This is a genomic window from Streptomyces sp. NPDC104309 (assembly GCF_055584025.1).
Genome location: NZ_JBVJMV010000022.1, coordinates 115,148 through 134,760, shown reverse-complemented (window position 1 = coordinate 134,760; position 19,613 = coordinate 115,148). Strand labels below are relative to the sequence as shown.

The following is a 19,613-nucleotide window of genomic DNA, read 5'->3' as shown; positions in this document are numbered from 1 at the left end:
ACGATGACGCCCTTGCCTCCGGCTCGGGGTTAGCACCACCTCTTCCCCCAGGGGACTTCCACCCCCAAGCAATCGCCCATGCTGGGCGCACAACGGGCGGCGACCAGCGCCCCGAGCGGCGGGCCGACGGCGAACGCCGCGTTGCCCCCGGCCCGTACGAGGGCGAAGCTCTGCCGTCGGCCGCCCTCGGGGACGGAGACGGCGACGAGTGCGGCGTTGGCGGCGCGCACCACGCCCGCCGCGTACTGCGCGAGCGGCAGCACCCCGTACATCGCCGCGACCGGCAGGACCGGCAGGGTGGCGAGTGCCGCCCCGCCGACCAGCGCACCGGTCAGGAGCATCCGACGGTGCCCGTAGTGGTCGCCGAACCAGCCGCCGGTGAAGTTCCCGGCGACCAGGCCGATGCCGCCGACGCCCGCGATCACCCCGGCCTGGGGGACGGTCAGCCCGCGCGGGCCGGTCAGATAGACGAAGAGATAGACGAAGGTGAAGCTGACGACCCCGTTGAGGAAGGAGCCGAAGGCCAGCAGCCGCACCGTGCGCGGTACGTCCCGCACTGTCCCGAAGAACCCCATCCGCAACACCCTCCCCCGGTGGGTTTCTCTTGGGAACGGACTATGGCATCATGCTTTCCCGCGGGTCAATCCGGTGAGATACGGCCGAGGGAGCTCGAAGGAGGACCCATGCCCCAGCGCACCAGCCTGGCCGACGCCGACTGCGCCATCGCCCAGGCACTCGATGTCGTCGGCGACTGGTGGACCCTGCTGATCGTGCGGGACACGGCGCGTGGGGTGCACCGCTTCGACGCGCTCCAGGAGGAGCTGGGCGTCTCCCGCAAGGTGCTGACCGAGCGGCTGCGGCTGCTGGTCGACGCGGGAGTGCTGTCCCGGGAGCCGTACCAGGACCGGCCGCCCCGGTACGAGTACCGGCTCACCCGGCGCGGACGCGCGCTGCTGCCCGTGCTGATCGCGCTCCAGGACTGGGGCGACACCTGGGTGATGGGGGAAGGGGAAACGATGGCAACGGCCGCGGAGTCGTCGAAGGAGGCGGCCCGGGTGCACGCCCTGGTGGGCACACGCCTGCCCGAGCTGCGACTGCTGGACTACGACGGCGTGCCGCGCGACCCGGTCGCCGACACCCCGTACACCGTCCTGTACTGCTTCCCCAGCGCCTACGCCCGCCGGGACGCCTACCCGCCGGGCTGGGCCGAGATCCCCGGTGCGAGCGGCTGCACCCTCGAATCCTGTACGTATCGCGACCAGTCGGCCGAGTTCACGGCGGCGGGCGCGACCGTGCACGGGGTGTCCACCCAACGCCCGGACGAACAGCGGGCGTTCGCGGACGCGGAGCGGCTGCGCTTCCCGCTGCTGTCCGACGCGGAGCTGGAGCTGACGGCGGCCCTGCGGCTGCCGACCTTCCGCGCGGCGGGGACCAGCCGGCTGAAGCGGCTGACGCTGGTGGTGGACCGGGACCGGACGGTCCGCGAGGCGCTGTACCCGGTCACGGACATCGAGGCGAGCGTGCGGGCGGCCCTGACCGCGATCCGGGAGGCAGGCCGGTCCGACGCGTGAGGAAGGACGCGGCAGCGGGCAATCCGTGACCGGGCGGCGGGCATGAACCGAACCCGTCCGGCAACACGGGAACAAGGCGCCCGGCAGCACCGCGCCCCAGGACCGGCCGGTGCCCGACCGACCGGGCTCATCCCGCACCCCCGATGCGGAACCCGCCCGCGCCAGCACGGAAGCCGAGACGACCGGCGGCACCGCGCCCAGGCCCGGCCGCGCCCCGGAAGCCGAGTACGGGCGCGGGCCGCGGTCGGAGCGGTCAGCCGGCGACCCGGCTCAGCATCTCCCGGGCGTACGCCTCGTCGTAGTCCCCGCCGGTGAGCAGCACCTGCAGGCAGATACCGTCCATGAGCGCGATCAGGGCCCGTGCCGTGGCCGGATCGGTCCGCCGGGACAGCAGCTCGGCCGTGCCGTCGGTCCACTCGGCGGCGACGGGCCGCAGCGCGGGCCTGCGGAGCGCCGCGAGGTACAGCTCGTACTCCAGCTCCGCCCGCCCGCGCCCGCCGGAGAAGTACTCCCCCAGCAGTCTCGCCAGCTCCTCGGCGAGGTCGGCCGCCGGGTCGGCCAGGGCCTCGCTCTCCCGCATGACCTCGGCGAAGTTCTCGTTCGACCGGCGCAGCGCGGCGATCAACAGCTCGTCCAGCGAGGCGAAGTGATACGTCGTCGAACCGAGCGGCACATCCGCCTCGGCGGCGACGGAGCGGTGGCTGAGCCCCGCGATGCCCTTGGCGCCGACGACCCGGATCGCGGCGTCGACGATACGGCTGCGCCGCTCGGGGTCGTAACGGCGTGCCATCAGTGGGCCCCTCCCAGATTCAGCACCACCACTCCGGCGATGACCAGCGCTATGCCCGCCAGCTTGACCAGGTTGCCGGACTCCCCCATGAAGAGGACGCCGATGGCGGCGACGGCGGCGGTGCCGATCCCGGCCCAGATGGCGTAGGCGGTGCCCATGGACAGCGTCTTCAGCGTCTGGGCGAGCAGGGTGAAGGCTATGAGATAGCCCGCGACGGTGATCAGCGAGGGCCAGAGCCGGGTGAAGCCCTCGCTGTACTTCATGGCCGTCGTGCCGGCCACCTCCGCCGCGATGGCCGCGGCAAGCAGTCCATATCCCATGTGTACGAGTGTACGCATCGCCGCTCGCACCGCGGTACGGCGACTTCACGCCACTCGGGACGCTACGGTGTCCCGACCGGCACGCAGGACGACGACACACAACGGAGCAGCAGTGGCGCAGGACGCAGGGTGGGGCGGTGGTGCGCCGTACGGCGGAGCACCGTACGGAGGGCCACCGGGATGGGGTGGCTGGATGCCACCGCCGAAGCCCGGAGTGATACCACTGGCACCCCTGAGGCTCGGGGACATACTCGGCGGCGCCTTCAGCACGATGGGCCGCTACTGGAAGCAGCTCTTCGGTATCGGCGTGGCCGTGTACGGCGTGGCGCTGGTCGTCGTGGGGGCGGCGACGGTGATCGCGTACTCCGCGACCAGTGACCATCTGCGCCGGATCATCTCGCTCAGCGCCGATCAGGACCCGTCGTCGGACGACCTCGCGCCGGTGCTGATCGCCTTCGGCGCCATCTGGCTGGTCGCCATGGTCGCCCTCATGCTCTGTACGGCCCTGATGTACGCGACCGTTCCCGCGGTCCTGCAGGAGGCGGTACTGGGCAGGCCCACCACCTTCTCCGTCATCTGGCGACGGGCCTGGGCCCGCGTGCCGGCGGTGATCGGCACAGTGATCCTGTCCGCCCTGATCGCGATGATCCCGATGGTGCTCATGATGGTCGGCTTCTGCGCCCTCGTGATCGGTGCCATCACCCTGGCCCACGAGCCCAACGCCGCGGTGTGGACCACGCTCGGCCTCCTCGGCGCCCTGGCCACCGCTCCCCTGGCGGCCTGGCTCTGGGTGAAGTTCAGCCTGGCCGCCCCGGCCGCGGTCTTCGAGCGGCAGCGCCCGGTGGCAGCCCTGCGCCGTTCGTCGCAGCTGGTGCGCGGCGACTGGTGGCGGGTCTTCGGGATCAGTCTGCTGGCCTTCGTGATGGCGGCCGTGGCGAGCTACGTCATCCAGATCCCGTTCTCGTTCCTCGGCATGTTCTCCGGCGTCATCGGCAGCTCGACCCTGAACGAGGACCCGAACCCCGCGTCGATCGCCTTCGCCATGAGCGGCTACCTGATCATCGTCCTGCTGGGACAGCTCGTCGGTCAGCTCCTCTCGGCGACGTTTCCGCAGCTGGTGACCGGGCTTCTCTACGTCGACCGGCGCATGCGCACGGAGAACCTGGGCCCGGTCCTCGCCGAGGCGGCGGCCGTACCCCCGTCCCCGTACGGCACCTAGGCTCTCTCGTTCGGATGAGGCCGGGCTCGCGCGCCCCGGCACCGGGCCCCGCTCGCTGATCCGGCCTGATCCGAACGAAAGACCGTGGGGTCCTCAGTCGATGAGCGAGTTCTTCGGACGCAGCACGCAGAACTCGTTCCCCTCGGGGTCCTCCAGCACCACCCAGCTCGCTTCCGCCTGCTGCCCGATGTCCACCCCCCGCGCGCCGAGCCCGATGATGCGCTCGACCTCGGCGGCCTGGTCATCGGGGGCGAGGTCGATGTGGAGCCGGTTCTTGACCTCCTTCCGCTCCGACACGGGGACGAAGGTGATCCCGGGAAGCGCGGACTTGTCGGCGCCGATGACGATTTCGTCGTCGGCCTCGAAGAGCACTTTCCAGTCGAACACCTGGCACCAGAAGCGGGCGAGCGACGGAAGATCGTGGGCGTCGACGACGATGCTGTAGAAGGAAACGGCCGTGCCCGCCAGTCTGCCCGGCGGGCACGGCCGTTGGCCGTCCCGAAGCGCGAAGGCGCCCGGTCCGTCAGCTGCCGACGGTGAACCAGGTGGCCCGGGACTTCTTCCACTCGGCGTGGTCGAGGTCCTTCGCCTCCATGCCGTCCCCGTACAGATCGGCCGATCCGGCATCCGTGATCAGCTGCGCACGCGCGCCCGGAACGGTCAGGTCCGGAACGTCGACGACGGCCTCCCAGCCACCCGGGTCGGCGGTCGGCAGATCGGCCCGCTTGACCGGCGCGTGTGCGGCGACCCCGTCCCAGGCGTAGAGGGCGTACGGGTCGGAGTTGTCGTCGGACGCCCAGGAACCGGCCACGATCAGATACTGGTCGGCCGCGTTCTTACGGATGTCCCGGATGCTGAGTCCGCCGAGGTCCAGCTCGATCGGCGTGCCGATGACCGCCTTCGCCCCGCTGCCGGCCACCTTGTCGAAGTTGGTGGCGGGCACGACGAGCGCCTTGCCCCCGGCCTTCGGCGGTACGAGCGGCGCCCGGAAACCGAGGTACGCGGTGGTCGTCGAGCCGGGCGCGAACTCCAGGCCCTCGATGTTGAACCCGTCGATCTGCTTGGGCGCTTCACCGTCCGCCGTCCCCGCGGCGAAGCCGAACCGGTTGCCGTTCGCCTTGTCCCAGGCGACGAGGTCGTCACGGAGCTTCTTGTACGAACCGCCCACCGTCAGCTGGGTGGCGGCCCCCGAGCCGGTCACCGTCGTGGTGAAGACGGTGTTGCGGTCGGCCTTGTACACACCGTCCTTGTTGTTGCCGAGCGATCCGGTCCAGTAGATGGTGTTCCCGACCCGGGCTCCGGCCTCGATGTCGATCTCCTTCGACACCCCGAGCTTCGAGCCGACGTCCCAGCTCCGCACGGGCGCGCCGGATGCCGAACGGTCGTACAGGCGCAGCGTGTTGGACTCGTCATCGGCGACCACCGCGTACCCGCCGCCCGCGTCGACGGCGGCCGAGGCGTCCGACGAGCCGGTGAGGTAGCGCGTGTCGGCGGCGTTCTGCACGGCTGCGGACGCGGCGTAGTGCAGCGTCCGGGTGGCGGTCCTGCCGCCGAGTCCGGTCACCTTGATCGTGAGGTCCGTGTAGCCACGCCCGTGCGCGGCGACCGCGAGCTGCCGGGTGGCGCCGGTCCCGGTCACGGTCACATCGCCGGTTCCGGCGACGGAGGGCTTGGAGCTGGCGGACGCCGCCACCCCGAGCGCGGCGGCATCGGCACCGCTCTGCGCGACGGTGACGGTCACCACGGGATCGCCGGTCGCACCGACGGCGCCGGAGAGGTAGGAGGCCGAGAGCCCGATCGTCGGCGTACCGTAACTCGCGGCATGTGCGGGGGCGTCGACCCCCAGGGCGGCCAGTACGAGAACTCCGCTCGCGGCGATGGCCGCCCGGCGGTCGTGGAGCGAAAGCTGATGCAGCACAGCATGCCTCTCGTCGACGTGGGTTCGCGTTCAGATTCCCGTTCCCTCGCCAACTGCGGACACACGTCACGCGTACGGCGGACGAACAACGCCGAACGGCCCCCGGCGGGAACCGGGGGCCGTTCGGCGGTACGGGTGGCTCAGACGTTGAAGCCGAGTGCGCGCAGCTGCTCGCGTCCGTCGTCCGTGATCTTGTCCGGACCCCACGGCGGCATCCAGACCCAGTTGATCCGCAGCTCGTTGACGATGCCGTCGGTCGCCGACTTCGCCTGGTCCTCGATGACGTCGGTCAGCGGGCAGGCCGCGGACGTCAGGGTCATGTCGAGGGTGGCGATGTTGGCGTCATCGATGTGGATGCCGTAGATCAGGCCCAGGTTGACGACGTCGATGCCCAGCTCGGGGTCGACGACGTCGTACAGGGCTTCGCGGACCTCCTCCTCGGAGGCCGGCTTGGTCGTCGGACCCTCGTTGGATGTCACCGTGTTCTCGCTCATGCCGTCTTCCCTTCGGACAGCGCTTTCGCCGTCGCGTCCTTCCACGCCATCCAGCTCAACAGCGCGCATTTCACCCGGGCCGGGTACTTCGAGACACCGGCGAACGCGACCGCGTCCTCCAGCACCTCCTCCATCGCGTCGTCCGGCTCCAGCTGGCCCTTCGACTGCATCAGCTCCAGGAAGGTCTCCTGGATCTTCTGCGCCTCGCCCAGCTCCTTGCCGACCAGCAGATCGTTCAGCACGGAGGCGCTGGCCTGGCTGATGGAGCAGCCCTGACCCTCGTACGACACATCGGTGATGGTCTCGCCGTCGTACTTCACCCGGAGAGTGATCTCGTCGCCGCACGTCGGGTTGACGTGGTGCACCTCGGCGTCGCCGTCCCGCAGGCCGCGCCCGTGGGGGTGCTTGTAGTGGTCCAGGATCACTTCCTGGTACATGGAATCAAGCTTCACCAGTCAACCCTCAGCCGCTCTGCCTAGTAACCGCTCTGCCTATTACCCGAAAAAGTTCCGTACGTGCTCCAGACCGTCCACCAGGGCGTCGACCTCGGCGGGCGTGGAGTACAGATAGAACGACGCTCGCGTCGTCGCAGGAATTCCGTACCTCAGGCAGACCGGCCGCGCGCAGTGGTGTCCGACCCGGACCGCGATGCCCTGCTCGTCGAGCACCTGACCCACGTCGTGGGGGTGGATGTCGCCGAGCGTGAAGGAGATCGTGGCGCCGCGGTCCTCGGCCGTCGCCGGACCGATGATCCTGAGGTCCGGCACCTCCAGCAGCCGCTTCACCGCGTACTCGGTGATCGCGTGCTCATGCCGGTAGATGTTCTCCATGCCGATCGCCGAGAGGTAGTCCACGGCCGCGCCGAGGCCGACGGCCTGGGCGATCGGGGGCGTACCCGCCTCGAACTTGTGCGGCGCGGGGGCGTAGGTCGACGAGTGCATCGACACGGTCTCGATCATCTCGCCACCACCGAGGAACGGCGGCAGGTCCTCCAGGAGCTCCTGCCGTCCCCAGAGCACGCCGATGCCGGTCGGGCCGACCATCTTGTGGCCGGTGAAGGCCACGAAGTCGGCCTGCAGCGCCTGCACGTCGAGCACCATGTGCGGAGCGGCCTGCGAGGCGTCGATGCAGACCAGCGCGCCGACCTGCTGGGCGCGGCGGATGATCTTCTCGACCGGGTTGATCGTGCCCATGATGTTGGAGACCAGGGTGAAGGTGACGATCTTCGTCTTCTCCGTGATGATCTCGTCGATGTTGGACAGGTCGAGCCGGCCGTCGTCGGTGATGCCGAACCACTTCAGCTTCGCGCCGGTGCGCTGCGAGAGCAGCTGCCACGGCACGATGTTGGAGTGGTGCTCCATCTCCGTGGTGACGATCTCGGTGTCGTGGTCCACCCGGTAGGGCTCATCGGCCCAGCCGAGCATGTTGGCCACGAGGTTGAGCGACTCGGAGGCGTTCTTGGTGAAGATCACCTCGTTGCGGCTGGGCGCGTTGATGAACGCGGCGATCTTGTCACGGGCGCCTTCGTACAGCGCCGTGGCCTCCTCCGCGATCGTGTACACGCCGCGGTGCACATTGGCGTTGTGCCGCTCGTAGTACTCGTTGAGGGCATCAAGGACCTGGCGCGGCTTCTGCGACGTCGCCGCACTGTCCAGGTAGACGACCTTCTTCCCGTCGTGGACCGTCCGATCCAGCAGGGGGAAGTCCTTGCGGATCGCCTCGGTGTCGAGGAGGCCCGGCAGCTGTGTCACGCGGAAGCGCCACCCTTCACATATGCCTCGTAGCCCTCGTTCTCCAGCTTGTCGGCGAGCTCGGCGCCGCCGGACTCGGCAATGCGGCCGTTGGCGAAGACGTGCACGAAGTCGGGCTTGATGTAGCGGAGGATCCGCGTGTAGTGCGTGATCAGCAGGGTGCCGACCTCGCCTGTCTCGCGGACCCGGTTGACGCCCTCGGAAACGATGCGCAGGGCGTCGACGTCCAGGCCGGAGTCGGTCTCGTCGAGGATCGCGACCTTCGGCTTGAGGAGCTCCAGCTGAAGGATCTCGTGGCGCTTCTTCTCACCGCCGGAGAAGCCCTCGTTCACGTTGCGCTCGGCGAACGCCGGGTCCATCTGGAGCCGGCCCATCGTCTCCTTGACCTCCTTCACCCAGGTACGCAGCTTGGGCGCCTCGCCGCGGACGGCGGTGGCGGAGGTGCGCAGGAAGTTGGAGACCGAGACACCGGGGATCTCGACCGGGTACTGCATCGCGAGGAACAGGCCGGCGCGGGCCCGCTCGTCGACGGTCATCTCCAGGACGTCCTCGCCGTCCAGGGTCACCGAACCGCTGGTGATCGTGTACTTGGGGTGACCCGCGAGGGAGTACGCGAGGGTGGACTTGCCGGACCCGTTGGGGCCCATGATGGCGTGGGTCTCGCCCTGCTTCACGATTAGGTCGACGCCCTTGAGGATCTCCTTCGTGGCGTTGTCGGCCTCGACGGAGACGTGCAGGTCGCGGATTTCAAGCGTTGCCATGGGTGACTCAGGACTCCTGGGTGACGGAGACGAGCACATCGTCCCCTTCGATCTTGACGGGGTATACGGGGACGGGGCGCGTCGCGGGAAGAGCGGACGGCTTGCCGGTGCGGAGGTCGAAGCTGGAGCCGTGCAGCCAGCACTCGATCATGCAGTCCTCGACCTCTCCCTCGGACAGGGACACGTTCGCGTGCGAGCAGATGTCGTTGATCGCGAACACCTCGCCCTCGGTGCGCACGACGGACACCGGAATGCCGTCGAGCTCCACCCGCTTCGGGGTGTCGTCCTCCAGCTCGCTCAGCGCACAGGCTTTGACGAAGGCCATCAGACGGACGCCTTCAGCTCGGCCTCGATCTTGTCGAGCAGCCGCGCCTCGACGTCCGGCAGCCCGATCTGCTGGACCAGCTCGGCGAAGAAGCCGCGCACGACGAGCCGACGGGCCTCCTCGGCCGGGATGCCGCGGGACATCAGGTAGAAGAGCTGCTCGTCGTCGAAGCGGCCGGTCGCGGAGGCGTGGCCGGCGCCGACGATTTCGCCGGTCTCGATCTCCAGGTTCGGCACCGAGTCGACCCGCGCGCCGTCCGTGAGGACGAGGTTGCGGTTCATCTCGTAGGTGTCGGTGCCCTCGGCCCTGGCCTGGATGAGGACGTCACCGATCCACACCGCGTGTGCGCCGTCGCCCTGGAGCGCGCCCTTGTAGGCGGCGTTGGACTTGCAGTGCGGGGTGTTGTGGTCGACCAGGAGACGGTGCTCCTGGTGCTGGCCCCGGTCGGTGAAGTACAGCCCGAAGAGCTCGGCCTCGCCGCCGGTGCCCGCGTAGCTGACGCGCGGGTGGAGACGGACGAGGTCACCGCCGAAGGTGACGACGATCGACTTGAACGAGGCGTCCCTGCCGACCAGCGCGTTGTGCTGGCCGACGTGGACCGCGTGCTCGTCCCAGTCCTGCACGGAGACGACGGTCAGCTTCGCGCCGTCGCCGAGGACGTAGTCCACGTTGGCGGCGAGCACCGCGTCACCGGTGTGGTCGATGACGACGACGGCCTCGGCGAAGGCGCCCAGCTCGACGACCTGGTGGCCGTAGGCCACGCCGCCCTCGCCGTGCACCACGATGCGGATCGGCTCGGTGAGCACGGCCTCCTTGGCGACCGTGACGACGGTCGCCTGCTCGAAGGACGAGTACGCCTGGGCGGCGACGCGGTCCACCGGGATGCCGGCCTTCCCGAGCCGGGAGTCGTCGCGGCCGACGGTCTCGACCGTGACGCCCTCGGGGGCCTCGATCGCGACCTTCACGGCGCCGCCGGTGGCGACGGCCGTGCCGTCGTGCAGTCCGCGCAGCCGCTCCAGCGGCGTGAACCGCCACTCCTCCTCACGGCCGTGCGGGACGGGGAAGTCCGCGACGGCGAAGGACGGGGGCGCACTCATGCGCGTGGCGACGGTCGACTCGGCGGCCACCGCGATGGACCCGGCGGTGGTGGATCCCGCCGGAATGTTCTGAGCCTCAGCCATGGCTGTCGTAGTGCTCGCTTTCTCTGTCAAAAGTCGGGGAATTCGGTCGTCCGGCTGTGCTAGCCGACCGAACCCTCCATCTGCAGCTCGATCAGCCGGTTGAGCTCAAGGGCGTACTCCATCGGCAGCTCCTTCGCGATCGGCTCGACGAAGCCGCGCACGATCATCGCCATCGCCTCGAACTCCGTCAGACCTCGGCTCATCAGGTAGAAGAGCTGGTCCTCGGAGACCTTCGAGACGGTTGCCTCGTGCCCCATCGACACGTCGTCCTCGCGGACGTCGACGTACGGGTAGGTGTCGGAGCGCGAGATCGTGTCGACCAGCAGCGCGTCGCACAGGACGTTGGACTTCGCGCCCGGCGCGCCCTCGCCGATCTCGATCAGACCACGGTAGGAGGTACGGCCGCCGCCCCGCGCCACCGACTTGGAGACGATGTTGGAGGAGGTGTTCGGCGCCATGTGGACCATCTTGGCGCCGGCGTCCTGGTGCTGGCCCTCGCCCGCGAAGGCGATGGAAAGAGTCTCGCCCTTGGCGTGCTCGCCCATCAGGTAGACGGCCGGGTACTTCATGGTGACCTTGGAGCCGATGTTGCCGTCGACCCACTCCATGGTCGCGCCCTCGTAGGCCACGGCGCGCTTGGTGACCAGGTTGTAGACGTTGTTCGACCAGTTCTGGATCGTCGTGTAGCGGCAGCGGCCGCCCTTCTTCACGATGATCTCGACGACCGCGGAGTGCAGCGAGTCGGAGGAGTAGATCGGGGCGGTGCAACCCTCGACGTAGTGGACGTAGGCGTCCTCGTCGACGATGATCAGCGTCCGCTCGAACTGGCCCATGTTCTCCGTGTTGATACGGAAGTAGGCCTGCAGCGGGATGTCGACGTGGACACCCTTGGGCACGTAGATGAACGAGCCGCCGGACCACACGGCCGAGTTCAGCGAGGCGAACTTGTTGTCGCCGACCGGGATGATGGTGCCGAAGTACTCCTTGAAGAGCTCCGGGTGCTCCTTCAGCGCGGTGTCGGTGTCGAGGAAGATGACGCCCTGCTCCTCCAGGTCCTCACGGATCTGGTGGTAGACGACCTCGGACTCGTACTGCGCGGCGACACCGGCGACCAGGCGCTGCTTCTCCGCCTCCGGGATACCGAGCTTGTCGTAGGTGTTCTTGATGTCCTCGGGCAGGTCCTCCCAGGACTCCGCCTGCTTCTCCGTGGACCGCACGAAGTACTTGATGTTGTCGAAGTCGATGCCCGACAGGTCGGAGCCCCAGTTCGGCATGGGCTTCTTGTCGAAAAGCCTGAGGCCCTTGAGGCGCAGCTTCAGCATCCACTCGGGCTCGTTCTTCTTCGCCGAGATGTCGCGGACGACCTCCTCGGAGAGCCCGCGCTTGGCTTCGGCGCCTGCCGCGTCGGAGTCGGCCCAGCCGAATTCGTACGTGCCCAGACCCTCGAGCTCAGGGTGGGCAGTCTCCGTAGGGAGCGTCATGCGGGGTTCCTCCCGGCCGTGCTTGCAGATGCTGAATTGATGGTCTGTGGTGCTGAGTGGCCGCTGCGCGGAATGTACGTCGTGCACACACCGTCGCCGTGGGCGATGGTGGCCAGACGCTGCACATGCGTCCCGAGGAGGCTGGAGAAGAACTCCGTCTCCGCCTCGCACAGCTGCGGATACTGCTCGGCGACATGAGCGACCGGGCAGTGGTGCTGGCACAGCTGCTCGCCCTGCTGCGGGCCGGGCGCGCTACGCGCCATCGCAGCGTACCCGTCGGCGGACAAGGCCTTGGCCAACGCCTCCGTGCGCGCCTCGGGGTCGGCGGCCTCCACCGCCGAGCGGTAGGCCTCGGACTGGGCCGCGATCCTGGCCCGCGCGAAAGCGACGACCGCTTCGTCGCCCGAGGTCTCGGCGATCCAGCGCAGGGCGTCCGCCGCGAGCTTGTCGTAGGACTGGTCGAAGGCGTCGCGCCCGCAGTCGGTCAGGGCGAACACCTTGGCCGGGCGGCCCCGGGTCCGCGCGCCGTACACCCGCTGCTCACGAGCCTCGACGACACCGTCGGAGACAAGGGCGTCGAGATGGCGGCGGACGGCGGCCTGGGTGAGGCCGAGGCGCTTCGCCAGATCGGCGACCGTGGACGGGCCGTGGTCCAGGATGGAGCGCGCGACCCGGTTGCGCGTCGAGCGCTCACCTGTCGCGAGTTCCTCCTGCGGAGCCTCGCCAACGTTTTTCACAACGCCATTGTTGCGTAATTCGCCGGGCCCTGACAACCACGGTCCGAAACGATCTACGGTGCGGTTCATCACTTAGGGTTACCTAATGCGGCCCCGCGACACGGCCCCTTTCCGCCCCTGCCTACACTTACCGGCCATGAAGAGCGAGTCCGTCGTACAGGTCAGGAACCTGGTGAAGCGGTACGGCCCCAAGACCGCTGTGGACGGCCTCGACCTGCGTGTACGCACCGGCACCGTCACCGCCGTCCTCGGCCCCAACGGTGCCGGCAAGACCACCACCATCGAAACCTGCGAGGGGTACCGCCGTCCGGACGGCGGGACGGTGAAGGTCCTCGACCTCGACCCGGTGGCCGACGCCGCGGAGCTCCGCCCCCGGATCGGTGTGATGCTCCAGTCGGGTGGTGTCTACTCCGGCGCGCGCGCCGACGAGATGCTCCGCCACATGGCGAAGCTCCACGCCCACCCGCTGGACGTCGACGCGCTGATCGAGCGCCTCGGCCTCGGCGGCTGCGGCCGGACGACCTACCGCCGGCTCTCCGGCGGCCAGCAGCAGCGGCTCGCCCTGGCGATGGCCGTCGTCGGCCGCCCCGAGCTGGTCTTCCTGGACGAGCCGACCGCCGGCCTCGATCCGCAGGCCCGCCGCTCCACCTGGGACCTCGTGCGCGAGCTGCGCGCCGACGGCGTGTCGATCGTCCTCACCACCCACTTCATGGACGAGGCCGAGGAGCTCGCCGACGATGTCGCCGTCATCGACGCGGGCAAGGTCATCGCCCAGGGCAGCCCCGAGACGCTCTGCCGCGGCGGTGCCGAGAACACCCTGCGCTTCACCGGCCGCCCCGGTCTCGACCTGGGTTCCCTCCTGAAGGCGCTGCCCGACGGCTCGGAGGCGGCGGAGCTCACCCCGGGCACATACCGCATCACCGGCGACGTCGACCCGCAGCTGCTGGCCACCGTCACCTCCTGGTGCGCGCAGCACGGAGTGATGCCGTCCGGCATCTCCGTGGAGCGTCACACCCTGGAGGACGTCTTCCTGGAACTGACCGGCAAGGAGCTGCGCGCATGAGCGCCGGTACGTACACCCCGCGGCCGGGCGCCGCCCCGCTCTCCCGGATGATCACCACGCAGACCGCGCTGGAGACGCGGATGCTGCTGCGCAACGGGGAGCAGCTGCTGCTGACCGTGATCATTCCGACGCTGCTGCTGGTGCTGTTCAGCGCGGTCGACATCGTGGACACGGGCGAGGGCAGGTCGGTGGACTTCCTGACGCCCGGCATTCTCGCGCTGGCCGTGATGTCCACGGCCTTCACCGGCCAGGCCATCGCCACCGGTTTCGAGCGGCGGTACGGGGTGCTCAAGCGGCTGGGTGCCTCGCCGCTGCCCCGCTGGGCGCTGATGACCGCCAAGACGCTCGCGGTGCTCGTCACCGAGGTGCTGCAGGTGGTGCTGCTCACGGTGATCGCGTTCGCGCTGGGCTGGTCGCCCCACGGCAACCCGTTCGCCGTCCTGCTGCTGCTCGTGCTCGGCACCGCGGCCTTCTCCGGGCTCGGTCTGCTGATGGCCGGGACGCTGAAGGCGGAGGCGACGCTCGCCGCCGCCAATCTGGTCTTTCTGCTGCTGCTGGTCGGCGGCGGGGTCATCGTGCCGCTCGACAAGTTCCCGGACGCGGTGCAGTCGGTGTTGGGGCTGCTGCCGATCGCGGCCCTGTCGGGCGGACTGCGCGATGTGCTCCAGCACGGCGCGTCGATGCCGTGGGGCGACCTCGGCATCCTCGCGGTGTGGGCGGTGCTCGGGCTGGGCGCGGCGGCCAGGTTCTTCCGCTGGGAGTGAGCCGGCGCTTCGGCCCGGAGTGAGCCCGCGGGCGCGCTCCGTCGCCGGTTCGGGGTAACTCGTCCCCCTCGTGAAAGCCTGCACAAGCCGCCGCCTACGATGGAGCGCGTGCCCAAGCTGACCCGAGCCGAAGTCGCTCAAGCCGCGCGGAACCCGCTCCTCTACATCGCCGAGCGATGGACTCCGTCCCCCCGCACGGTGCGCCGTGCGGTCATGTCGGCCGTCGTCATGGCCGTGCTCATCGTCGTGACCGGCGGCGCGGTGCGGCTGACCGGCTCCGGCCTCGGCTGCCCGACGTGGCCCAAGTGCACCGACGAGAGCCTCACGGCAACCAGCGCGATGGGCTTCCACGGCGCCATCGAGTTCGGCAACCGGATGCTGACGTACGTCCTGTGCGCGGCGGTCGGGTGGGCGATCATCGCCGTCCGGTCCGCCAAGCCCTGGCGGCGCAGCCTCACCCGGCTCGGCTGGACACAGTTCTGGATCGTCATGGGCAACGCGGTGCTCGGCGGCATCGTGGTGCTGGTCGGCCTCAACCCGTACACCGTCGCGGCGCACTTCCTGCTCTCCACGGCGCTGCTCACCGTGGCGATGGTGACCTGGCAACGGGTCCGCGAGGGCGACGAGGCACCCCGTCCGCTGGTGGGCAAGGCGGTGTCCCAGCTGACCTGGCTGCTCACGGTCGTGGCGGGGCTGCTGATCGCGGTCGGCACGGTCGTCACCGGCGCCGGACGGCACGCGGGTGACTCCAGCGACGTCCACCGCATCCCGATCGACTGGAAGATGATCACGCAGCTGCACGCCGATCTGGCCTGGGCCGTGGTGGCGCTCACCGTGGCTCTCTGGTTCGTGCTGAAGGCCGTGGACGCGCCCATCGGCCCGCTCCACCGCGCCCGTGACCTCTTCCTGGTGCTGATGGGTCAGGGCGTCATCGGTTACGTCCAGTACTTCACCGACACTCCCGAGATCCTCGTCGGCCTGCACATGTTCGGCTCGTGCCTGGTGTGGATCGCGGTCGTGCGGGTGCTGCTGTCGCTGCGTGAGCGCCCGCTGGCCGTCGCCCCGGTGCCCGGCCCCGCCGCCGAGCAGCCGGAGCCCGCTGCGGCGGGCTGAGCTCCGGGCGCCCGGAAGCCGCCCTCATACGCCGATCGCCGGACGGACCTGTACGCAGGTCCGTCCGGCGATCGGCGTAGGGGGGTCCGTCCGGTCAGGCCTTGTCGGAGGGGCCGCCCACCTGGATGCCGGCCATGCGCGTCCACTCGTACGGGCCGGTGCGGACCTTCGCGGCGAACTCCCCGTCGAAGGACTCGTGCATCGTGATCCCGGCCTTGCGCGTGGCGCTCTCGGCGACCGCGTACGACGGGGCCACCAGGTCGCCCCAGCCGCCGTCCTCGCCCACGAGAACGATGCGGGTGCCCATCTGCCCGATGTAGGCGAGCTGGCCCTCCGCGCCGCCGTGCGCCTTGGAGAAGGCACCGATCTGCTTGGCGAGCCTCGCCGCCCTGCGCTCCGCGCGGGCCGCCTGCTTGCCGCTCTCCACCTGGGTCTCTGCCGTCTCTGCCATGCTCAGGATGCTACCGACGGGCAGAACGACGTGCGACGGGCGGGGCACATGGCGTGGGCCACGTACCCCGCCCGTCGGCAGGAGTAGAGGAAGCGGGACTACCGCAGGAAGGGGTCGATCGCCACGGCGACGAAGAGCAGCGAGACGTAGGTGATCGACCAGTGGAACAGCCGCATCTCCTTGAGCTTCCCGCCGGTCACTCCGGCCTTGGCGCGGTTGAGCAGGGCGTGCGCCTCCCACAGCCAGAACCCACCGGTCAGCAGCGCCACCACCGTGTAGAACCAGCCGGTGTAACCCAGCGGGGTCAGCAGCAGTGAGACGGCGACCATCACCCAGCTGTAGACGACGATCTGGCGGGCCACCACCCGGTTGGAGGCGACGACCGGCAGCATCGGGACACCGACCCTGGCGTAGTCGTCCTTCACCTTCATGGACAGCGGCCAGTAGTGCGGCGGCGTCCAGAAGAACATCACGGCGAAGAGGATGACCGCGGCCCAGGACATCGAGTTGGTCACGGCGGACCAGCCGATGAGGACCGGCAGGCAGCCGGCGATGCCGCCCCAGACGATGTTCTGCGAGGTACGGCGCTTCAGCAGCATCGTGTAGCCGACGACGTAGAACAGCAGCGCGCCGAGCGCGAGCGCGGCCGACAGCCAGTTGACGAGCAGTCCGAACCAGACCGTGGAGATCACCGCGAGGGCGAACCCGAAGGCCAGGCACTCACGCGGGCTCACCATGCCGGTGACCAGCGGACGCTGCGAGGTACGGTCCATCAACGCGTCGATGTCGCGGTCGATGTACATGTTCAGCGCGTTGGCGCCGCCAGCGGAGAGATACCCCCCGATGGTGGTGGTGAGAACGAGCCACAGATCGGGTACACCCTGAGCGGCCAGGAACATCACCGGAACAGTGGTGATCAGCAACAGCTCGATGATCCGAGGCTTGGTCAGCGCCACGAATGCCTTGACACGGGCCCCGAACGGGCGGTGGCCCCCCGGGCTGGGAGTCAAGGCGACCCCTGCGGGTCGGGACTCGACGGCCGTCACACACACCCCTGACAGAGAAATCCCAGCAAGCTCCGGGCGTGAAGGCCCGGTAAAGACTTGCGCGAACCAGACCACTGTAGACGTTGGCGGACAGGCCACCCTTCGCGGGGGTGGGGTCGTGTTGAAGTGGCGCGGAAGCACGGCGTCCGGCTCATCGGAGTGACGCGGGAGCGGGCACGCCCACGCTCGTCGGGGTGACGCTGGAGCGGGGAGACGGCACGCGGAGAACACCGATGAACCGATGAGGAGAACGTCGATAAGGGGACAAGCCCATCAATGCGCATCAGTGGAAGGACGCGCTCATCGGAGGGCGCATCGGTAACAGTGCGCGCTCATCGGAGGGCCCAGAAGTGAGCCGTTGCGCTCATACGGGAGGCGAACTCCGCGGGCCGCCTGCACCCTGGAAAGCAGCCGGAAAATGCTTGTTCCGACGGGGGTAGGCTCGACAACGCCCGGTGCGGTCACAGTCACCGGTTTTCAAACAGTGGAGAGGAGCCCTGACTCAGGGTGAGCACCAAGCCGACCACCACAGATCTCCAGTGGACCGAATTGGACCAGCGGGCCGTGGACACTGTCCGCGTCCTTGCCGCCGACGCCGTACAGAAGGTCGGAAACGGCCACCCGGGCACGGCGATGAGCCTGGCTCCCGCCGCGTACACCCTCTTCCAGAAGGTGATGCGGCACGACCCCGCCGACGCCGAGTGGACCGGTCGCGACCGGTTCGTGCTCTCCGCGGGTCACAGCAGCCTGACCCTCTACATCCAGCTCTACCTGGCCGGCTACGGCCTGGAGCTCGATGACCTCAAGGCCTTCCGCACCTGGGGCTCGAAGACCCCCGGTCACCCGGAGTACGGCCACACCACCGGCGTCGAGACGACCACGGGCCCGCTGGGCCAGGGTGTCGCCAACGCCGTCGGCATGGCGATGGCCGCCCGTTACGAGCGTGGCCTGTTCGACCCGGAGGCGGCCCCCGGCACCTCCCCGTTCGACCACATGGTCTGGGTCGTCGCCGGTGACGGCTGCCTCCAGGAGGGCATCTCCGCGGAGGCGTCCTCGCTGGCCGGCCACCAGAAGCTCGGCAACCTGGTCCTGCTGTGGGACGACAACCACATCTCCATCGAGGGCGACACGGAGACCGCGGTCTCCGAGGACACCCTGAAGCGGTACGAGGCGTACGGCTGGCACGTCCAGCGCGTCGACCAGCTGCCCGACGGCGACCTGGACCCGGCGGGTCTGTACGAGGCGCTGCGGGCCGCCAAGGCCGAGACCGAGCGGCCCTCGTTCATCGCGGCCCGCTCGATCATCGCCTGGCCCGCCCCGAACGCCCAGAACACCGAGGCCTCGCACGGCTCGGCGCTCGGCGACGAAGAGGTCGCCGCGACGAAGAAGGTCCTCGGCTTCGACCCGGAGAAGTCCTTCGAGGTCTCCGACGAGGTCATCTCCCACACCCGTGAGGCGCTGGACCGCGGCCGCGAGGCCAAGGCCGAGTGGGAGAAGTCCCTCGCCGCCTGGCGCACCGCCAACCCGGAGCGCGCCGCCGAGTTCGACCGGATCTCCGCGGGCGAACTGCCCACGGGCTGGGAGGACAGGCTTCCGGTCTTCGAGCCGGGCAAGAGCGTCGCCACCCGTGCCGCCTCCGGCAAGGTGCTCCAGTCGCTCGGCGAGGTCATCCCCGAGCTGTGGGGCGGCTCCGCCGACCTGGCGGGCTCGAACAACACGACGATCGACAAGTCCTCGTCGTTCCTCCCGGCGGGCAACCCGCTGCCCGGCGCGGACCCGTACGGCCGCACGATCCACTTCGGTATCCGCGAGCACGCCATGGCCGCGGCCATGAACGGCATCGCGCTGCACGGCCACACCCGGATCTACGGCGGCACGTTCCTGGTGTTCTCCGACTACATGCGCAACGCCGTGCGACTGTCCGCGCTGATGCACCTGCCGGTGACGTACGTGTGGACGCACGACTCGATCGGTCTCGGCGAGGACGGCCCGACCCACCAGCCGGTGGAGCACCTGGCCTCGCTGCGCGCCATCCCGGGCCTGAACATCGTCCGTCCGGCCGACGCCAACGAGACGTCCATCGCCTGGCGCGAGATCCTGCGCCGCTACACCAAGGTGTTCGGCAAGGGCGCCCCGCACGGTCTGGCGCTGACCCGCCAGGGCGTGCCGACGTACGAGGCCAACGAGGACGCGGCCAAGGGCGGCTACGTGCTCTTCGAGGCCGAAGGCGGAGAGCCGCAGGTCCTCCTGATCGGTACGGGCTCCGAGGTGCACCTCGCCGTCGAGGCGCGCGAGGAGCTGCAGGCGGCCGGCATCCCGACCCGGGTGGTGTCGATGCCGTCGGTCGAGTGGTTCGAGGAGCAGGACCAGGCCTACCAGGACAGTGTTCTGCCGCCGTCCGTGAAGGCCCGGGTCGCGGTCGAGGCCGGTATCGGTCTGACCTGGCACCGGTACGTGGGAGACGCCGGCCGGATCGTCTCGCTGGAGCACTTCGGTGCCTCGGCCGACGCCAAGGTCCTCTTCCGTGAGTTCGGCTTCACCGGCGAGCACGTCGCCGCCGCAGCGCGGGAATCTCTCGCCGCCGCCACGCGCTGACGCCGTTATACGACTAGTAGGAGATGCAATTCT

Annotated in this window: 20 protein-coding genes and 1 pseudogene; 6 read left to right on the top strand and 15 right to left on the bottom strand. The window is 69.4% G+C overall.

Annotated elements, in window-relative coordinates; genetic code table 11:
• Positions 1–92 precede the first annotated feature (92 nt).
• Positions 93–575: pseudogene (locus ACZ68L_RS28750) on the bottom strand (MFS transporter); the annotation flags it as partial.
• Positions 576–683: 108 nt separating this feature from the next.
• Here ACZ68L_RS28750 and ACZ68L_RS28745 point away from each other — a divergent pair.
• Positions 684–1,571 carry a winged helix-turn-helix transcriptional regulator gene (locus ACZ68L_RS28745; protein ID WP_469582196.1) on the top strand — a complete coding sequence of 296 codons (888 nt, stop codon included), beginning with the start codon at positions 684–686 and terminating at the stop codon, positions 1,569–1,571.
• Between the two features lie 253 nt (positions 1,572–1,824).
• Here ACZ68L_RS28745 and ACZ68L_RS28740 read toward each other — a convergent pair whose 3' ends face one another.
• Positions 1,825–2,361, bottom strand: coding sequence for a TetR/AcrR family transcriptional regulator (locus ACZ68L_RS28740; RefSeq protein ID WP_469582193.1), 537 nt, complete (start codon positions 2,359–2,361; stop codon positions 1,825–1,827).
• Positions 2,361–2,681, bottom strand: coding sequence for a DMT family transporter (locus tag ACZ68L_RS28735; RefSeq protein WP_384455089.1), 321 nt, complete (start codon positions 2,679–2,681; stop codon positions 2,361–2,363). The genes ACZ68L_RS28740 and ACZ68L_RS28735 overlap by 1 nt, the downstream gene beginning before the upstream one ends.
• Positions 2,682–2,874: 193 nt before the next feature.
• On the opposite strand from ACZ68L_RS28735, the gene ACZ68L_RS28730 reads away from it, so the two are divergent.
• Positions 2,875–3,900: a DUF7847 domain-containing protein gene (locus ACZ68L_RS28730; protein ID WP_469582189.1), complete on the top strand. Its 1,026-nt coding sequence runs from the start codon at positions 2,875–2,877 to the stop codon at positions 3,898–3,900.
• Positions 3,901–3,993: 93 nt separating this feature from the next.
• Here ACZ68L_RS28730 and ACZ68L_RS28725 read toward each other — a convergent pair whose 3' ends face one another.
• The 10 genes from ACZ68L_RS28725 to ACZ68L_RS28680 all read right to left on the bottom strand — a co-directional run bounded on the left by ACZ68L_RS28725 (position 3,994) and on the right by ACZ68L_RS28680 (position 12,548).
• On the bottom strand, positions 3,994–4,368 hold the full coding sequence (locus ACZ68L_RS28725; protein ID WP_469582213.1) for a VOC family protein: 375 nt from the start codon (positions 4,366–4,368) through the stop codon (positions 3,994–3,996).
• A 55-nt stretch (positions 4,369–4,423) separates the two neighbouring features.
• Positions 4,424–5,818: a hypothetical protein gene (locus ACZ68L_RS28720; protein ID WP_469582187.1), complete on the bottom strand. Its 1,395-nt coding sequence runs from the start codon at positions 5,816–5,818 to the stop codon at positions 4,424–4,426.
• 140 nt (positions 5,819–5,958) lie between these two features.
• On the bottom strand, positions 5,959–6,312 hold the full coding sequence (locus ACZ68L_RS28715) for a metal-sulfur cluster assembly factor (protein WP_376278524.1): 354 nt from the start codon (positions 6,310–6,312) through the stop codon (positions 5,959–5,961).
• Positions 6,309–6,764, bottom strand: a complete 456-nt coding sequence (sufU, locus tag ACZ68L_RS28710; RefSeq protein ID WP_114243911.1) for a Fe-S cluster assembly sulfur transfer protein SufU — start codon at positions 6,762–6,764, stop codon at positions 6,309–6,311. The genes ACZ68L_RS28715 and sufU overlap by 4 nt, the downstream gene beginning before the upstream one ends.
• A 42-nt stretch (positions 6,765–6,806) precedes the next feature.
• Positions 6,807–8,063 carry a cysteine desulfurase gene (locus ACZ68L_RS28705; protein ID WP_469582183.1) on the bottom strand — a complete coding sequence of 419 codons (1,257 nt, stop codon included), beginning with the start codon at positions 8,061–8,063 and terminating at the stop codon, positions 6,807–6,809.
• Entirely contained in the window at positions 8,060–8,824 is a 765-nt protein-coding gene (sufC, locus tag ACZ68L_RS28700; protein ID WP_351078837.1) for a Fe-S cluster assembly ATPase SufC, read from the bottom strand. The genes ACZ68L_RS28705 and sufC overlap by 4 nt, the downstream gene beginning before the upstream one ends.
• Before the next feature lie 7 nt (positions 8,825–8,831).
• Positions 8,832–9,149, bottom strand: coding sequence for a bifunctional 3-phenylpropionate/cinnamic acid dioxygenase ferredoxin subunit (locus tag ACZ68L_RS28695; protein WP_469582180.1), 318 nt, complete (start codon positions 9,147–9,149; stop codon positions 8,832–8,834).
• Positions 9,149–10,330, bottom strand: a complete 1,182-nt coding sequence (gene sufD / locus ACZ68L_RS28690) for a Fe-S cluster assembly protein SufD (protein WP_469582177.1) — start codon at positions 10,328–10,330, stop codon at positions 9,149–9,151. Before sufD ends, ACZ68L_RS28695 begins: the two co-directional genes overlap by 1 nt.
• Before the next feature lie 59 nt (positions 10,331–10,389).
• Positions 10,390–11,811, bottom strand: coding sequence for a Fe-S cluster assembly protein SufB (gene sufB, locus ACZ68L_RS28685; RefSeq protein ID WP_469582175.1), 1,422 nt, complete (start codon positions 11,809–11,811; stop codon positions 10,390–10,392).
• Positions 11,808–12,548, bottom strand: a complete 741-nt coding sequence (locus tag ACZ68L_RS28680) for a helix-turn-helix transcriptional regulator (RefSeq protein ID WP_469582173.1) — start codon at positions 12,546–12,548, stop codon at positions 11,808–11,810. The genes sufB and ACZ68L_RS28680 overlap by 4 nt, the downstream gene beginning before the upstream one ends.
• Positions 12,549–12,684: 136 nt before the next feature.
• Here ACZ68L_RS28680 and ACZ68L_RS28675 point away from each other — a divergent pair, with 136 nt between their 5' ends.
• The 3 genes from ACZ68L_RS28675 to ACZ68L_RS28665 all read left to right on the top strand — a co-directional run bounded on the left by ACZ68L_RS28675 (position 12,685) and on the right by ACZ68L_RS28665 (position 15,488).
• Positions 12,685–13,611 carry an ABC transporter ATP-binding protein gene (locus tag ACZ68L_RS28675; protein ID WP_469582170.1) on the top strand — a complete coding sequence of 309 codons (927 nt, stop codon included), beginning with the start codon at positions 12,685–12,687 and terminating at the stop codon, positions 13,609–13,611.
• Positions 13,608–14,375 (top strand): ABC transporter permease, encoded by a 768-nt coding sequence (locus tag ACZ68L_RS28670; RefSeq protein WP_469582167.1) that lies wholly within the window; start codon positions 13,608–13,610, stop codon positions 14,373–14,375. The genes ACZ68L_RS28675 and ACZ68L_RS28670 overlap by 4 nt, the downstream gene beginning before the upstream one ends.
• Before the next feature lie 99 nt (positions 14,376–14,474).
• On the top strand, positions 14,475–15,488 hold the full coding sequence (locus ACZ68L_RS28665) for a COX15/CtaA family protein (RefSeq protein ID WP_469582164.1): 1,014 nt from the start codon (positions 14,475–14,477) through the stop codon (positions 15,486–15,488).
• Between the two features lie 94 nt (positions 15,489–15,582).
• Here ACZ68L_RS28665 and ACZ68L_RS28660 read toward each other — a convergent pair whose 3' ends face one another.
• Positions 15,583–15,939, bottom strand: coding sequence for a hypothetical protein (locus ACZ68L_RS28660; protein ID WP_469582161.1), 357 nt, complete (start codon positions 15,937–15,939; stop codon positions 15,583–15,585).
• Positions 15,940–16,037: 98 nt separating this feature from the next.
• Positions 16,038–16,991, bottom strand: a complete 954-nt coding sequence (locus ACZ68L_RS28655) for a heme o synthase (protein ID WP_469582159.1) — start codon at positions 16,989–16,991, stop codon at positions 16,038–16,040.
• 501 nt (positions 16,992–17,492) lie between these two features.
• Between ACZ68L_RS28655 and tkt the strand changes: the two genes are divergently transcribed.
• Complete coding sequence (gene tkt, locus ACZ68L_RS28650; RefSeq protein WP_469582156.1) at positions 17,493–19,580, top strand: transketolase; 2,088 nt, start codon at positions 17,493–17,495, stop codon at positions 19,578–19,580.
• Positions 19,581–19,613 lie beyond the last annotated feature (33 nt).

Coding starts and splice junctions, on each gene's coding strand:
- ACZ68L_RS28730 (WP_469582189.1), top strand. CDS start 2,875: ATGCCACCGCCGAAGCCCGGAGTGATACCACTGGCACCCCTGAGGCTC.
- ACZ68L_RS28695 (WP_469582180.1), bottom strand. CDS start 9,149: ATGGCCTTCGTCAAAGCCTGTGCGCTGAGCGAGCTGGAGGACGACACC.
- ACZ68L_RS28740 (WP_469582193.1), bottom strand. CDS start 2,361: ATGGCACGCCGTTACGACCCCGAGCGGCGCAGCCGTATCGTCGACGCC.
- ACZ68L_RS28660 (WP_469582161.1), bottom strand. CDS start 15,939: ATGGCAGAGACGGCAGAGACCCAGGTGGAGAGCGGCAAGCAGGCGGCC.
- sufB (WP_469582175.1), bottom strand. CDS start 11,811: ATGACGCTCCCTACGGAGACTGCCCACCCTGAGCTCGAGGGTCTGGGC.
- ACZ68L_RS28675 (WP_469582170.1), top strand. CDS start 12,685: ATGAAGAGCGAGTCCGTCGTACAGGTCAGGAACCTGGTGAAGCGGTAC.
- sufC (WP_351078837.1), bottom strand. CDS start 8,824: ATGGCAACGCTTGAAATCCGCGACCTGCACGTCTCCGTCGAGGCCGAC.
- ACZ68L_RS28665 (WP_469582164.1), top strand. CDS start 14,475: ATGGAGCGCGTGCCCAAGCTGACCCGAGCCGAAGTCGCTCAAGCCGCG.
- ACZ68L_RS28670 (WP_469582167.1), top strand. CDS start 13,608: ATGAGCGCCGGTACGTACACCCCGCGGCCGGGCGCCGCCCCGCTCTCC.
- sufD (WP_469582177.1), bottom strand. CDS start 10,330: ATGGCTGAGGCTCAGAACATTCCGGCGGGATCCACCACCGCCGGGTCC.
- ACZ68L_RS28735 (WP_384455089.1), bottom strand. CDS start 2,681: ATGGGATATGGACTGCTTGCCGCGGCCATCGCGGCGGAGGTGGCCGGC.
- ACZ68L_RS28715 (WP_376278524.1), bottom strand. CDS start 6,312: ATGAGCGAGAACACGGTGACATCCAACGAGGGTCCGACGACCAAGCCG.
- ACZ68L_RS28745 (WP_469582196.1), top strand. CDS start 684: ATGCCCCAGCGCACCAGCCTGGCCGACGCCGACTGCGCCATCGCCCAG.